The following is a 15,767-nucleotide window of genomic DNA, read 5'->3' on the forward strand; positions in this document are numbered from 1 at the left end:
AAGAGCTTCCTTGATAAAGTATTAAAAGATGGAATATTAAGATTAGATTTAAGGCACAGCGGCATATACGACCAGCTCAACCAGCATCTCTTCACGAGCCAATCCAGCTATCACCAGTGCTGCCCGATTTGGATAAGGTGCTTCAAAATATTCAGCATAAACTTGATTGACAGTTTTTAGATAGTCGCGGTCGGTTACGTAGATCATTACCTGTAGTACAGCGTCCATGCCAACATTGGCACATTCTAGCGTGTGCTTAAGATTGTCTAGCGTTTGGCGAGTTTGCGCTTCTATACCGCCTGCAACCACATCACCATTTTCATCGATAGGAATTTGAGCGGTGTATAAGGTTCCATTATTAGTGATGGCCCACTCCAAAGGTGCTTTAGACGCATAAAGCGAGGTTTTAACGGCCTGTTTGTTTGAGTGAGTCATCATATTGTCATGTCCTTTGATAAGTGGTTTCAGCAGTAAGTGATTTGAAATTTATTTAATCGCTGCCAATTGCTACATGACTTATCCTACTCAATTAGTAACGATAAATCTAACTAATTAAATTTGAATTTTGATAGATTTAACCTATCATTTAAGATAGATTATTAGAGAATAGTTTTAGATGGCCTGAATATGAAGCTACAGCAATTGCGTCATTTCTTATTTGTCGTGGAAGAAGGAGGATTTCGTGCGGCGGCTGATCGTGCCAATCGCTCGCAAGCTGCTTTGTCAGCCTCGATAAAGGAATTAGAAAAAACCTTAGGACAGCGATTATTTGAAGTAGGAAACAAAGCTCTACTCACGCCTTTCGGTGAAACCTGCTTACCAAAGATTGAGCAGTTTCTTAGCGTTTATCAAGCGCTAGAAGATGACTTAAAAGCCTCTGCATCCGGCGAAAAAGGTAAAATTAGGATTGCAAGCGTACCGTCGCTAGTGACTAAATTGTTACCTAGCGTATTGGTTGAATACTCAAAAAAATATCCTGATATTGAGATTGTACTGATAGATGATAATTCTGTCGGTGTGGCCAATCGATTATTGGCCGGAGAAATTGATTTGGCACTGGGCAATTGCACCAGTATTGATCAAACGAATATAGATTTTACTTTACTCATATCAGACCCAATTGGCGTGGTCTGTCTGAAAAGTAATGAGCTAAACAACCAGTTAAATCAGGCGCAAGGGGTGACATGGCAGCAACTCATGGCGCAGCCGTTTATTTATAATGGTACTTGTAGATTGCTCGAAAACACGCCAGCCGAAGCGACCAATCGCAGGGCAAGGTACACGGTAGAAAACATCACATCGCTGTTTTCTTTATTACGTAATGATCTAGGTATCACTACTTTACCCAAACTTGCCTTCCCTGCGAATGAGCCGGAACTCGTTTGGTTAGATTTAGTTGACCCTTCTTTAAACCGGCAAATCGGTATCTTTAAACTTGCTGATAAATCTATCTCTCCCCCAGCTCAAGCATTTTATGATCTCTGTATCGCCTATGTCCAAGAGAACTATTGGCTGTAAAGCTTAAGTATGTTTACTAGGGCGTGTCTTCAATTCACTCGATAGTCATCTAAATGGGCTAAAAATGGCTAAAGCTTGCCAAACATCGTCAAATAGCTGGCTAATATCCCGATATTATCTGCGCTATTTTTCTTGTTTGACGGCAATTTATCTCATTTTTATCACCATTTTCGAAACGAAGACAAGCCCTAATAGCTTTGAACATAGAGACATAAAAAAGCCACGATACATCATGTATCGTAGCTTTTGGTTCAAGCAAATTTAAGCGATCTGATTTGACGATCAGATCCAACCTTCTTCTAACAGGTGCTCAGTATTGCTGATTTTAAAATCATTGCATAAGTCATAGAACGCCATTGGGTCTTCAACATTATCGAGCAACTCTCGTTTATGCAGTGCCACAAACAGCGCCAACGCATACGCTGCACTATGGATAGATTTTTTAGGATTAAAGGTAATATCAGTGAAGCCCTGATATTGAATCACTTCTTTATGCAGCTGAGGGTTTTGCTTGAGCGCATTCACGTACAGCCAATCATAAAATGTTGTTAACGGCTCTACGCCCCATTCCATACCAAAGTAATTGTAACCAATGAGCTCGCCCGAGGTCATCAATCGCTCATCCTTTCTGGCTTGTCTTGGTGGCGCGGTAAGCAAATCCGTATAAGGACCACCATCTTCAAAGACCATACTGGCTTGAAAAGCATTTTCGACACTATATGGATTGCCATCATGCTCATCGGTAATCTTTAAACTAAACGGGCTTAGCGGAAAGCTTAGCTTATTACCAGATTTGCTAGACAGCTCTAACACGTGCTTAAATCCATACTTTTTGCGAATGACTTGCTGTAAGTCATTGATGGATTTTTTCTTTTGTCTGGTCGCAAATCCCACATGCCGCTCAAACATAACCATATCCGTTTTTACCAAATTGTCACTGTTGACTTTGGGCATGAATACGGGTCTTTGTTCTATCGTATTTGGTACTTCTTCCATAGTGATGTGCCTTAATATCAATGGTCTTGTATAAATATTTTGTGTTAACGGTGCTGATGTCACCTGCTGTTGACGGTGTACTCTGTCATTGCTAGCAGCATTTCTTATTATTGTTGTTTTATTCGCTAGCAGCCAAATACAGTGAATTGATCGAAAGCTATCGAGAGTTATCGAACCCTATCAGCGCTCGCTGGGCAGTTTATCTTATTCTTAGTCATTTATCCTGCCCTATTTTAGAATTAATGCCGCCATACCTTCAACAATAAACCATAATCGAGCTATTTTGAACTTAGCAACGAATATAAGACGCTACTATAAACGGGTTTAAAAATATTCAAAGAAATACGCTTGACCTTACCATGATGTCAACCTATATGCTGTCACTATAGATTTGAAAATAAGATTAAAAATATAGTTAAAAACGACAGAGGTTGTTATGAAAACAAAAAATACTAAAGCCCCTACTTATCAAGAAGTGCTGAGCATTGAAGGCATGAGTTGCGCGTCTTGTGTTGGGCGTATCGAAAAACAATTAAAAAATATTGAGCACGTTGAAAACGCCGAGGTAAATCTTGCCACTGAACAGGCGACTGTTTATTCATCTCAGCCTTTAGATGTCGCCCAGTTAAACAAAGCGGTAGAGCGCGCAGGCTATAAGGTGACTGAAACCAAGCCTACCGAGCTATCTATAGAAGGCATGAGCTGTGCCTCTTGCGTTGGACGAGTAGAAAAATCCTTGGCAAAAGTCGCTGGCGTGCAACAAGCCACGGTAAACCTTGCGACTGAACGCGCTTGGATTAAAGGCGATGCTCAAATACAAACGAGCGACTTAATTGAGGCCGTTAAAAAAGCGGGCTACGAGGCCAAACTGGTAGAACAAGACCAAAGTAATCGACAAGATAAGAAAGCCTCGGAGCAAAATCAGCTTAAACGAGATTTAGGGCTTTCTGCGCTGTTGTCACTGCCCGTATTCATTCTAGCAATGGGATCGCATATGATTCCCGCCTTTCATATGTGGGTAATGAATAACCTCGGCACTCAGCAAAGTTGGCTGATACAGTTTGTTTTGACCACATTGGTACTACTCTTTCCAGGCCGACGCTTTTATCAAAAAGGCGTGCCAGCCTTATTGCGTTTTGCGCCAGATATGAATTCGCTGGTAGCTATTGGTACCATCGCAGCGTATGGCTTTTCTCTAATAGCGACCTTTATCCCGCAAGCGTTACCTGAAGGCACGGTGCACGTCTATTACGAAGCCGCTGCTATGATTGTGAGCTTGATATTATTAGGTCGTTATTTTGAAGCAAAGGCTAAAGGTCGTACTTCTGGGGCCATTCAGCACTTAGTAGGTATGCAGGCAAAGACCGCTCGTGTACACCAAGATAGTAAAGTCATTGAAGTCCCTGTAGAAGATGTCACCGCAAAAATGATAGTTGAGATTTGTCCAGGCGAGCGTGTGCCTATCGATGGCGAGGTGGTTGACGGTCACAGTTATATTGATGAATCTATGATTACTGGCGAACCTGTCCCTGTGAAAAAACAAGCCGGCGATCAAGTGGTTGGAGGTACTATCAATCAAAATGGCACCGTGAATATTCGCGCAACGGCCATTGGTGAAGATTCTGTATTGGCACAAATCATTCGTATGGTAGAACAAGCCCAAGGCTCTAAATTACCGATTCAAGCATTGGTGGATAAAGTCACCCTGTGGTTTGTACCAGCGGTGATGTTTTTATCAGCATTAACCTTTATAGTTTGGTTGATTTTTGGCCCTGACCCTGCCTTGACCTTCGGCTTAATCAATGCGGTCGCCGTGCTCATTGTGGCCTGCCCTTGTGCAATGGGATTGGCCACCCCGACTTCTATTATGGTTGGTACGGGTCGTGGTGCAGAATTGGGCGTGCTATTCCGTAAAGGTGAAGCGCTACAAATGCTGCAGGACGTGAGCGTAGTTGCTGTTGATAAAACAGGCACATTGACTGAAGGCAAACCTACGTTGACAGATTTTCAAGTCCAACAAGGGTTTGAGAAAGAACAAGTCCTACGTGTGGTGGCATCGGTTGAAGCAAAATCTGAGCATCCCATTGCCTTGGCCATTGTACAAGCCGCAGAAGAACAGAATATTCAACTGCTCCCTATCACTGACTTTGAAGCGATGACGGGTTTGGGTATCCAAGCAAATGTGGCAGGACAAGTGATTCATATTGGGGCAGATCGTTACATGCAGCAATTGGGGCTTGATGTTGCACCTTTTGAACAAGACGCGCTACGTTTGGGGCAAGAAGGTAAAACCCCACTCTATGTCTCTATTGGCCAGCAGTTGGCCGCTATCATCGCCGTTGCCGATCCTATCAAAGAGACGACTCATGCCGCCATCGCTGCACTACATCAGTTAGGCTTAAAAGTGGCTATGATTACAGGCGATAATCGCCATACCGCTCAAGCGATTGCTGCAAAATTAAATATCGATCAAGTAGTAGCGGAAGTATTACCCGAAGGCAAAGTAGATGCAGTACGCCAGTTGCAAGAACAATATGGCCGAGTGGCATTTGTTGGTGACGGTATTAATGATGCCCCTGCATTGGCTCAATCTGATGTTGGACTGGCCATTGGTACAGGCACAGACGTGGCGATTGAGGCGGCTGAAGTGGTGCTAATGTCAGGTAGTCTACAAGGTGTGCCTACTGCGATTGCCTTGAGCAAGGCTACCATCAGTAATATCAGACAAAATCTGGCTTGGGCGTTTATTTATAATGTTGCTTTGATCCCGATTGCTGCAGGTGTCTTGTATCCCGCCTTTAGTATCCTGCTCTCACCCATTTTTGCGGCAGGCGCAATGGCGCTGTCATCTGTTTTTGTCTTAGGTAATGCGTTACGCTTGAAGTATTTCAAAGTACCCGTCATTACAAAGTGAATGTAGAATCGTAAAGGATATCCATATAGGGTTTAAACATTAATGCTTAAGCCCTTTCTAGGTTAGGAGGAAAAATATGAATATTGGTCAAGCATCAAAGCAATCAGGCATCTCTACCAAAATGATTCGCTACTATGAACAGATTGGCTTGCTAGAAACAGTCAATCGCTCGAACTCAGGTTATCGCTTGTACTCTAAAGACGATATAGACGATTTACGCTTTTTAAGACATTCTCGTGACTTAGGGTTCTCATCCAAGCAAATGAAAGAGTTACTGTATCTGCGCAAAAATGCCAACCGTCAGAGTGCAGATGTTAAGCAACTGACACAAGAGCATATTGAAACGTTAAACCAAAAAATCGCGCAATTGCAGGAGATGGTCGACTCGCTACAGAACTCTTTTGATCATTGCGCAGGCGATAATAATGCAGAGTGCGCTATTTTAGAGGATCTAGGGCAAGCTAAATAGAGCTCTTAACGAGCACTTCTCCACGAAGACGTTCTCGGTTATGTTGTTTTTTCACATCATTAAAAGAGAAGTGAGTATTAACACAGATCAAATATTAATAGTCATTTCAGTGCCATAAGCAGATATTCGGAACTTTAACCTATAGTTATATCACGACTTCACTTAAGTGAGTTTTTATTCACCCCTTAAATCTAAATGTTTCACGCTGATTATTTCACTATTATCTTCATTTAGTTCAAATACTGAGTCAGTAAAGTCTAGTTCTGAAATTTCAGCATTAGCTCTTATCCCACTCATGTAATCAATACTGACATAGGCTGAAAAAACTTCAGTATGTTTCTTCACAATATCGTTACGCAGTACAAACATATAAACTTTATCTTCAGGATCCCACGGTGAGCGACCGTAATCAGCAATTGAATAATAGGCCTTTAGAACAACCTCAAAATCTATTTCATACTCAACATTCTCATCTGACACCGAAATTATATTCTTGTGATTTATACAAACTGACTCAATATCTATTTGGTATATTTCATCATCAAATTCATTCATCTCGTCTGAATAGAATTCTGATGAATCAATTTTCTCTTTGGCATTTTCAATTAATTCTTCTTTCAGCTGCTCAAGAATACTATCTGCAAATTTGACAGGTTCTTTCAACTCTTCTTCTTTACGAACAACTAAATCCAAGAGATCATCAACTCTCCTTAAATGAATCAAATTATCTAAAGTGTTCGCATATTTCTCCATATCACCATCATCACTGATGACATATAAAGTATGCCCTCTATCTTTGCTTACCTTAGCTACGGCTTCGAGAACAAAGGCATCAGGAAATTCAGATTTTTTATTTGCTCCACCGAAGGGAGGTTCTGATTTAAAATATTTATCGAAAACACTAGACGCATTAACATTTTTTATGTCAACAATTTCAGCTGAACTTTTATCAAGAAACTCTTCAAAACTTGCTAAAGCAATTTGGTAAATCTCTTCGGCTTTGACTTTCTCAAAAATTCCATGGCAAGCAAGATTAGGAGTATTTCTCAAGAACATTGCATCTTTTTGTATTTTCTTTATAGCTCTTGCTGATTCTTCCGATTTTAATAATAAATGAGCTTTTATTTCATTAATTGTAATTTGAGTAATAAGGAGATGGAGCCTTTCAGATTCAAGAAAATCACAAAGCTTACCTAACGCATGTTCATTAAATTGGAAATTTTTGCTTTCATACGCAGAAGTATCAATAAATACCAATCTACTCTCTAGTTCTGTGCTCATGAGTTACCTTCTTAATATAACGCCTCAATAACCAGCGCAGCCTTACTGCGTATGGGCTTTCAAGAGCGTAGTTAATTTGTTTGTTATGACTTGAAAGTTCAGTGTCTTTAACTTGATAGTAGGAATCATACCAATGCAGAGTGCACGAGTGGCCTTTTAAGAGCATCACCGAATTGTATCATTCTAGAAGATCTAGGACAGAGCAAATAACTTATATCAGATGTACGAGATACATGATGAGGCTAATACAAATACTCAGCACATAAAAAACCCTTTAAGCGACAGATGATGCTTAAAGGGTTTATATTTTGTCTTAACCAAAACTACGTTAACTGTCTTTAACTACGAGTTAACTCAAAAATAGGTTGCCCGTATTCAACTTTCTGGTCATTTTCAACCAAAACTGCCGTGACCACACCTTCTTTATTACTAATCACTGGCTGCAAACGGGTCAACTCATTAATGAAGCAAACGGTCTGACCTTTTTGAATATGGTCGCCTTCTTTGACCAAATTGTCTGTTGCATCGTCTTCACTTAAGTAGACCTGCCCTACGTAGGTAGCACTTACTTGCAAGACATCACTACCCTGTTGTTCAGGCTCATGAGTAGTCGTGGCCTCTATAGGATTAGCGCTCACATTATTCTGCGCACCTAGATTATTAACGACCGTAATAGACTGCCCATTGTCTGCAATCGTGACTTCGTGCAGCTGACTGCTTTCAACCAGTTTGACCACACGTGTTATTTGCTCTATATCCATAATACATTCCTTATCTTAATTTTTTAGCTCATGCCCAGATATTTAGCAATGGTCATGACACTTAGGATACTCATCACGATGGCGATTAACCAACCAAATGCCGCAATCCAAATCGGATGCTTATAATTGCCAACGATATTCTTTCTGTAGGCGGCAATCAGGATAATGACCATAGCGATAGGTAGCACTAAGCCATTTAACGTACCAACCAATACCAATACTTGAGCCGGTTTACCGATAGTGGCAAACACCAACGTTGAGATAACGATGAAACCAATGATGAAGTAGCGTTTATAAGTCTCAATGAACGGATGAAAGTTGGTCATAAAAGACACAGAAGTATAAGCAGCACCAATCACCGAGGTCACAGACGCAGCCCAAATCACCATACCAAAAATAACTTTACCCGCATTTCCTAGAATGTACTGAAACGGCGACATGGCTGGGTTGGCGGGATCCAATGCAAAGCCTTGAGACACCACGCCTAATACGGCAAGGAATAAAAATACGCGAATCACAGAGGCAATCAAAATACCAGAGACTGAGCTTCTGGTTACTGATTTTAAATTCTCTTCTCCGCTGACGCCTGCTTCTAATAAGCGATGCGCACCTGAAAAAGTAATATAACCGCCAACCGTACCGCCAACTAGCGTCACGATAGCCACTGCATCAATTTTGTCAGGCATGATGGTTTTGCTGACGGCTTCTGCTAATGGCGGATCAGATTTAAAGACCACATAAATGACCAATACAATCAGGATAAAGCCCATTAACTGAGCGAACTTATCCATCATAGGCCCCGTTTCTCGGCCTAAAAATATGGCGACGGCAATCACACCACTGATCAGGGCGCCTGTGATGGGCGACATATTAAACATGGACTGCATGCCAAGTCCGGCACCGCCAATATTACCAATATTGAAAGCCAGACCACCCGCAACGATTAAGAAAGCGAGCAAGTAACCGACACCAGGGAACACCAAGTTGGCGATTTCCTGTGCACGCTTTTTGGAGACAGCGACTACTCGCCAAACGTTAAGCTGGACGCCGATGTCCATAACAATAGATATTAAGATAACGAAACCGAAACTTGCCATTAGGCTTTCGGTGAATGTGGCCGTTTGGGTCAAAAACCCTGGCCCTACTGCTGATGTAGCCATCAGGAAGGCCGCGCCTAAAATGGCGGTATTGTGTTTTTTTATAGTGCTCATAAACATCCTTGTGCTATATGGGATTATTTAATCAAATGATTAGGAAACGGATATTTAATGGGCAGATATAGTGATACCTTTGAGCTCTAGTTGTTTCTTTATTTCTTGCGCAAATAAAATAGCGTGCTCACCATCCCCATGTAGGCAGATACTTTGTGCTTCTACTAGTACGGTTTGACCGCAGACACTGGTGACTGTCCCTTCAGTGACCATTTGTAATACATGTTTAACGGCCTCGTCTGTGTCGGTGATTAAGGCATTGTCTTTAGTGCGGGAGACCAATGAGCCGTCTTTTTCATAGTTCCTATCGGCAAACACTTCTGATATCGAGGCTAAACCCTGTTTTTTGGCTGCTTTAACCAGATAACCACCAGACAGACCCATGACTTTTAGATTTGGATCAAATCGTTTGATTTCACTCACCAAGATATCTGATAAGTCTTCATCAATAGCGGCTTGGTTGTACAACGCACCATGCGGTTTTACATAGTCCAAAGTCACGCCGACTAAGTCACAAAGTGCTTTGGTTGCGCCCAGCTGATACACCAATAAAGCACGATAATCGGCTTCACTTAACGGCTGATGAATACGGCCAAAGTTTTCTCTATCGTTTAGACCAGGATGCGCGCCTACGCTCACGTTGTTTGCTTTTGCCAATTGCAACGTTGCTAGCATCTCGCTATAAGACCCAGCGTGCAAGCCGCAGCAGACATTCGCTGAGCTGACTATCGTCAATAATTTATCGTCTTGCCCGCAGCCTTCAGCCACATCAGCATTTAAATCAATTTTCATTGGCATACTCCTTTATTTGATCGATGTAATGTTGTCTTTTCTGTTGTTCATGCAGCGCCTGCTCTAACGACACAACGACGAACTGACAGGCTTTGCCAAATCTAATCTGTGCCATCAGACCTATGTCTGCTTGAATCACGGTTGCGATTTTAGGATAGCCACCCGTCGTCTGCCCATCTGCCATTAGGACAATCGGTTGTCCTTGTGGTGGTACCTGAATCATGCCAATATCAACGCCATGTGAGCTCATTTCTACTGGCTTACTAAATTCAAGCGCTGTAGCTCCCTCCAAACGGTAACCCATACGGTTGCTACTGCTTTGTAGTTTCCATGGCTGGGTCTCAAACGCTTGCTTAGACGACTCAGAGAAGCAATCATACTCACTGCTTTTTATCACTCTAATGACATCGGTTGGTGCAAGTCGAACCACCCCAATGACAGGCAGGTTTGATTCAGTTTTTACCGTTAAGCTGTCATCGGCTTTTAAATATCTGCCTTTAAATCCGCCAAACCCTGCTTTGAGATTGGTGCTGACTGACTGCAATACTGGCTCGATATCAAAGCCGCCGTGCACACATAAATAGGTATACATACCTTGTAGCGGACGCAAAAGTTTGAGCGTTTGCCCAACTGTTGCATTGATACGCCAATAGCAAGGAACACGCTTGTCGTCTAGATAGGCCTCGTATAAAGCGCCTGTTAAGCAAAAGCTGACGTTTTCTTCAAACTTTATGGTTAGCTCACCGAGCGCTATTTCAATAGCAGGTTCGTTGGCTTCGTTTTTCATCAAAGCATTGCCAGCTTGTAGCGCCCAGTTGTCCATCACGCCATTTCTACCCACGCCCATGCTTCGGTAACCCAGTCGTCCCGAATCTTGAATACTGGCAAGGGCACTTGCGGTTAAAATTTTCATTGATACCACCTGTTCATTTGTCTTTTTGATTCATGCATCTTTTATTTATCGCTTATTGATGAATATCAATCGCTTTAAATGTCAAAGTATCGCCTGCGTTAAGCAACGTCGGAGAAGACTTGGTTAAATCAAATAAAGCAGTATCCGTCTGGCCGAGTAACTGCCAACCGCCTGGAGACTCAAAAGGATAAACCCCTGTCTGCTCGCCGCCGATACCCACTGAGCCTGCGGGTACTTGAGTTCTAGGGATAGCGTGTCTTGGGAAATACAGCGACTCAGACAAGCCGCCAAGATAAGGAAATCCTGGCTGAAAACCGATAAAGTAAACGGTATAAGTGGCTTTGGTATGGAGCTCAACAACAGCTTCAACCGATAGGTTTAAGTTATTCGCCATGGCCGCTAGATCAGGGCCATACTTGCCGCCGTAATGCACTGGTATCTCGACGTGCTTGCCATGGATGGTTTTTGAAGGGATATCCTTGAGCAGATCTGACAGCTTATCTTTAAAGGTAGTAAGCTCAGCCCAAGTTAATGGCACGATGAATACACTGAGCGTATTCATACCAATCACCACTTCGATGACTTCTGGCATTTTCTGGATACTGTCTGATAAAGCCCAGCATTTTTGTTGTTTTTCTAAGGTGATCGGTTTAGGGAAAAACAACACTAGATTGGTTTCACTGCATAGTTGCCATTGTAGTTCCATTAGCACGTGCTCCATTATTTTATCTGCTATAGTCAAATCACCTATAAATTGGATACGGTGTCAGGCTCGCTTAGTCTACGACTTGTAGTACTTTCACTCGCCTTCCTCGTATCCAAATTATATTGAACCGACTATATCTTGATTCTGACGCTTCTGACGCTAATGTCAGATTTGGTTTTCATTTTTGCGGGCAAGACCTGATTTATATATTGTCTTGTATCCACTGTTCTAGATAATGAATACTCATTTGACCCTGACAAAACACCTCATCTTCAAACAGACGTTGATGCAGACCAATGTTGGTATCAATACCGGTGATTTGCGCTTCTGATAATGCCGCGCGCATTTTTTCTATCGCTTTTTCTCTTGAACGATCTTGTACACATATCTTGGCAATCAAACTGTCATAAGATGGCGGCACGGTGTAGTTCGATTCAGCATGACTATCCACTCTGATACCAAACCCTGCTGGCATGTGGCAGTAGTCTATGCGTCCAGCATTTGGTAAAAATGTCTGCGCGTTTTCGGCATTGATACGACACTCAAAAGCGTGTCCGGTAATGGCGATATCACTTTGCTTATATGCTAGCGTGAGCCCTGCCGCCACTCTGATTTGCTCTTGCACAATATCGACGCCCGTCACCATCTCAGTGATGGTGTGCTCAACTTGCACACGAGTATTCATCTCGATAAAGAAGAATTCGCCGTTTTCATATAAAAACTCAAACGTACCTGCGCCTCTATACTGCATTTGCTCGCAAGCTGTGACACAGGCTTGACCGATTTTCTGACGCTGCTCTTCGGTGATACCGGGTGCCGGCGCTTCTTCAATAACTTTTTGATGACGACGCTGCATAGAGCAATCACGCTCGCCTAAATAGATAGCATTACCATGAGTATCAGACATGACTTGCACTTCGATATGACGCGGTGCTTGTAGGTATTTTTCAAGATAGACAATGGAACTACCAAAATTGGCTTTGGCTTCTGTTTGTGTCATAGAAATCGCAGAGAGTAAGTCGGCTTCTTTTTCGACCACACGCATCCCGCGCCCACCGCCGCCGCTTGCCGCCTTGATAATGACTGGATAACCGACCTCACTGGCAATCTTGATAACTTGCTCTGAATCAGCAGGCAATGCGCCATTCGATCCAGGTACACAAGGCACGCCAGCCATCGTCATTTGTTTTTTGGCTTCAACTTTGTCGCCCATGTTTCTGATATTGTCAGCCGTTGGGCCAATAAACGTGAGACCTGAATCTTCAATCAAGGCCGCAAAATCAGCGTTTTCAGACAAAAATCCATAGCCTGGATGGATAGCTTGTGCGTTGGTAAGCTTTGCAGCAGACACAATCGCTCGTTGGTTAAGATAACTGTGTGTGGCATTGGCAGGCCCGATGCATACTGCTTCATCGGCTAGGCGCACGGGTAACGAGTCTTTGTCTGATTCAGAATAGGCAATGACGGACTTAATACCCAGCTGTTTGCAAGCTCGGATAATACGTAGAGCAATCTCGCCGCGATTGGCAATTAAGATTCTTGTGAACATGTTTATTCCCTTAAAAATATAGTGTCAAATACAGTGTTTGTGTAGCGTCTATACAATATTGAGTAGCTATTGAGTGACTTTAACTGTTTGGCTCTATAACAAATAAGGGCTGGGCGTACTCTACGACATCACCTTCATCAACCAAAATCTCTTTAAGAGTACACGCAGTTTCTGCTTTGACCTCATACATCATTTTCATGGCTTCAATGATGCATAGTGTCTGCCCTACTTCCACCTTATCTCCTACCTGAAAAAACACTTCTGCTGTCGGCTCAGAGCGAAGATAAAACGTACCTAGCATAGGCGCTATTACTTGGGATTTCTCCACCTCTGTAGTCACAGTTTTATCACTACGATCACTGTCTACATTGGTATTATTATCCGTACTGTTTTGAGTGGTTTCGGTTTGAGACTCTGAATGGGACGCCCTTGGGTTGGGAGTATGAGCGATATGATTGCCACTACTTTGGTTGTCGTCAGACTGGCAAACGATAGAAATACGTGCATCACCATCAGTGACTTCTAAAGATTTTATATCGGCGCATTCTGCAAGTTTGATCAGTTTTTCAAGATCCGTGAAATTGATATTCATATGATTGGCTATTCCGTTAGAGTAAAAGTGAACAATTATTTTTTATAAAAAATTCGTACCTAGTGATGTATGTAAAGTGTGATTGTTGAACGATATGTGACAATTTATTGATTGGCTTATTAAAATAGTAGTTTGAAATTAATTATCTCTATGCGTATTAAAAGTACTGTTGTCAGCAGAAATTATAGAACTGCCAAGTCTTCATCTCTTGGGTCGCAGATAAACATATGTCCTGGTGAATGCGTTATCATCAGCTCTGGCTTACTAGTCATAGCGATACTTTGCGGCGTCACACCGCAAGCCCAAAATACAGGGACTTCGCCTTCTTTTATGATGGATGCATCACCAAAATCAGGCGCATGAAGGTCGGTTATACCGATGACACTAGGGTCTCCGATATGAATAGGCGCGCCGTGGACTTGCGGAAATCGAGAGGTGGCTTGGACGGCTCTGGTGATTAATGGATAAGGTATTGGCCGCATGCTAACCACCATTTTCCCATGAAACTGTCCTGCAGGCTCAGTCTCTATGTTTGTGATATACATTGGCACATTGTGATTGTCTTCGATATGTCTGATAGGAATAGACGCATTTAGCATGGCAGACTCAAAGGAAAAACTGCATCCTAAAAGAAAGCAGACCAAATCCTCTCTCCAGTAGTCTTTTAGATCTGACACCTCAGCCACTAATTCGCCAAATTTGTATATCCGATACTTTGGGACATCAGATCTCAAGTCTGCGCCTTTTGCCATGAGACGTGGCTCTGCGCTACCGACATCTGTTACATCTAAAATAGGACAAGGCTTTGGGTTTCTTTGTGCAAACAATAAAAAATCATAGGCCAAATTTTTGGGCACTATGACTAGGTTTGCTTGTATGTGACCTTTACACATGCCGGAAGTCGGCTTGTTAAGTTCATTTTTACTGATTAACGCTCTGACCTCTGTCGGCGTCATATTTGCTAAATCTAACATTATTACAACCTCTTACGTTTTATTATTTTTAGCAGATAAAAGTTTATGATTTATTTTATATTGGTATGGCTATTTATAATTTTATTTCATATATCGAGAACTATAATTATCGTTATGTAACTTATCAGAACACCTTCGGTATGACAAGATATGAATGCAGAAATATGTGATGAACATAATGAGTGATCTTCTTGAACGCACAGTTAAGGATGTAAATCGAACTATGAGTAATGTTAAAAAAAAGGGCTCAAGCGTCGAGCGAGTTTTGCAAATCGTAGAAGTATTGGCCAAATCTGCTAAGCCTATGGGCGTTATTGATTTAGCAGAAACATTGGACATTCCTGTACCTAGTATGTACCGATTGTTAAATCAGCTACAACCGCTTCAATTTGTCCAATTAGATTTGCATGGAAAAGTAACCTGCGGAAAAAGAACGCATGACTTAGCTTTAAACCTATGGAAAAACAGTCCTTTTAAAGCAGAAAGATTGGCGATATTACAACAGCTTTCAGCCAAAATTGGTGAGTCAGTAGGGATTGCGGTGTTGCAAGACTTAGAAGTGGTGTATATCGATCGTGTGATATCTGACTGGCCTGTCCAAATACAGTTACCTACCGGAACCAATATACCTATCTGGGCCTGTGCCAGTGGCAAATTACTATTGACGCAGTTGGCAGATAATAAGTGCGAGCGTATTGTAGAAAAGCTATCGTTACAGGCGCTCACGACCCATACTCAGACTGACAAAAAACAACTCATGACGTCCATTGCTGAAGTACGTAAGACACAGATAGGGACAGATAATGAAGAGTTTATTCCTGGTATGGTCGCCTGTGCCGTCCCGATTCCGAATGGTGAACAGCCCGCATTTGCTACAGTATTTACTCATAGTCCTACTGTCAGAAAATCTTTGGATGAGCTACTGAGCTATGTGCCTGTCATGCAAGAGGCAGCCAACGAGCTATCTGTTATTTTCAATCAGGAATATAATGAGTAGCATGTCATAACATGCTATAACGTTTGCATTTCAAGCCTCTTAGGTGTTGATACGAATATGAATGCTTTGAGGTTATAGATGGGGTTGTAGATAG

The 15,767-nt window shown here is 42.2% G+C and carries 15 protein-coding genes; 4 read left to right on the forward strand and 11 right to left on the reverse strand.

Annotated features, from left to right (window positions below):
* Positions 1 to 48: 48 nt before the first annotated feature.
* Entirely contained in the window at positions 49 to 438 is a 390-nt protein-coding gene (locus tag ACHEVO_RS03965) for a RidA family protein (RefSeq protein WP_394124004.1), read from the reverse strand.
* 189 nt (positions 439 to 627) lie between these two features.
* On the opposite strand from ACHEVO_RS03965, the gene ACHEVO_RS03970 reads away from it, so the two are divergent.
* Positions 628 to 1,518 carry a LysR family transcriptional regulator gene (locus ACHEVO_RS03970; protein WP_394124005.1) on the forward strand — a complete coding sequence of 297 codons (891 nt, stop codon included), beginning with the start codon at positions 628 to 630 and terminating at the stop codon, positions 1,516 to 1,518.
* Positions 1,519 to 1,800: 282 nt separating this feature from the next.
* Here the strand turns inward: ACHEVO_RS03970 and ACHEVO_RS03975 are convergent, their stop codons facing one another.
* Positions 1,801 to 2,514, reverse strand: coding sequence for a DarT1-associated NADAR antitoxin family protein (locus ACHEVO_RS03975; protein ID WP_394124006.1), 714 nt, complete (start codon positions 2,512 to 2,514; stop codon positions 1,801 to 1,803).
* Between the two features lie 436 nt (positions 2,515 to 2,950).
* On the opposite strand from ACHEVO_RS03975, the gene ACHEVO_RS03980 reads away from it, so the two are divergent.
* Together ACHEVO_RS03980 and cueR are read left to right on the forward strand one after the other, a co-directional pair.
* Positions 2,951 to 5,428, forward strand: coding sequence for a heavy metal translocating P-type ATPase (locus ACHEVO_RS03980; RefSeq protein ID WP_394124007.1), 2,478 nt, complete (start codon positions 2,951 to 2,953; stop codon positions 5,426 to 5,428).
* Positions 5,429 to 5,504: 76 nt separating this feature from the next.
* Positions 5,505 to 5,897, forward strand: coding sequence for a Cu(I)-responsive transcriptional regulator (gene cueR / locus ACHEVO_RS03985; RefSeq protein ID WP_394124008.1), 393 nt, complete (start codon positions 5,505 to 5,507; stop codon positions 5,895 to 5,897).
* A 174-nt stretch (positions 5,898 to 6,071) separates the two neighbouring features.
* Here cueR and ACHEVO_RS03990 read toward each other — a convergent pair whose 3' ends face one another.
* The 9 genes from ACHEVO_RS03990 to ACHEVO_RS04030 form a co-directional block, all read right to left on the reverse strand.
* Entirely contained in the window at positions 6,072 to 7,178 is a 1,107-nt protein-coding gene (locus tag ACHEVO_RS03990; protein WP_296210484.1) for a PIN domain-containing protein, read from the reverse strand.
* A 338-nt stretch (positions 7,179 to 7,516) separates the two neighbouring features.
* Positions 7,517 to 7,939 (reverse strand): acetyl-CoA carboxylase biotin carboxyl carrier protein, encoded by a 423-nt coding sequence (locus ACHEVO_RS03995; protein WP_394124009.1) that lies wholly within the window; start codon positions 7,937 to 7,939, stop codon positions 7,517 to 7,519.
* Positions 7,940 to 7,962: 23 nt separating this feature from the next.
* Complete coding sequence (locus tag ACHEVO_RS04000) at positions 7,963 to 9,150, reverse strand: NRAMP family divalent metal transporter (RefSeq protein WP_394124010.1); 1,188 nt, start codon at positions 9,148 to 9,150, stop codon at positions 7,963 to 7,965.
* A 54-nt stretch (positions 9,151 to 9,204) separates the two neighbouring features.
* A complete protein-coding gene (gene pxpA, locus ACHEVO_RS04005; protein WP_394124011.1) occupies positions 9,205 to 9,942 on the reverse strand; it encodes a 5-oxoprolinase subunit PxpA in 738 nt (245 codons plus the stop codon).
* The gene (locus ACHEVO_RS04010) at positions 9,932 to 10,855 is read right to left on the reverse strand and encodes a 5-oxoprolinase subunit C family protein (protein WP_394124012.1); all 924 of its coding nucleotides are present in this window, start codon (positions 10,853 to 10,855) and stop codon (positions 9,932 to 9,934) included. Before ACHEVO_RS04010 ends, pxpA begins: the two co-directional genes overlap by 11 nt.
* Positions 10,856 to 10,907: 52 nt before the next feature.
* The gene (gene pxpB / locus ACHEVO_RS04015; protein ID WP_394124013.1) at positions 10,908 to 11,576 is read right to left on the reverse strand and encodes a 5-oxoprolinase subunit PxpB; all 669 of its coding nucleotides are present in this window, start codon (positions 11,574 to 11,576) and stop codon (positions 10,908 to 10,910) included.
* 187 nt (positions 11,577 to 11,763) lie between these two features.
* A complete protein-coding gene (accC, locus tag ACHEVO_RS04020) occupies positions 11,764 to 13,110 on the reverse strand; it encodes an acetyl-CoA carboxylase biotin carboxylase subunit (RefSeq protein ID WP_394124014.1) in 1,347 nt (448 codons plus the stop codon).
* A gap of 79 nt (positions 13,111 to 13,189) precedes the next feature.
* Positions 13,190 to 13,702, reverse strand: a complete 513-nt coding sequence (gene accB / locus ACHEVO_RS04025; RefSeq protein WP_394124015.1) for an acetyl-CoA carboxylase biotin carboxyl carrier protein — start codon at positions 13,700 to 13,702, stop codon at positions 13,190 to 13,192.
* Positions 13,703 to 13,884: 182 nt separating this feature from the next.
* On the reverse strand, positions 13,885 to 14,676 hold the full coding sequence (locus tag ACHEVO_RS04030; protein ID WP_394124016.1) for a putative hydro-lyase: 792 nt from the start codon (positions 14,674 to 14,676) through the stop codon (positions 13,885 to 13,887).
* A 223-nt stretch (positions 14,677 to 14,899) separates the two neighbouring features.
* Here ACHEVO_RS04030 and ACHEVO_RS04035 point away from each other — a divergent pair, with 223 nt between their 5' ends.
* Complete coding sequence (locus ACHEVO_RS04035; protein ID WP_394124017.1) at positions 14,900 to 15,673, forward strand: IclR family transcriptional regulator; 774 nt, start codon at positions 14,900 to 14,902, stop codon at positions 15,671 to 15,673.
* The last annotated feature ends 94 nt before the right edge of the window (positions 15,674 to 15,767 follow it).

The sequence above is a fragment of the Psychrobacter nivimaris genome (assembly GCF_043419765.1).
In the GTDB taxonomy this organism is placed as follows: Bacteria; Pseudomonadota; Gammaproteobacteria; order Pseudomonadales; family Moraxellaceae; genus Psychrobacter.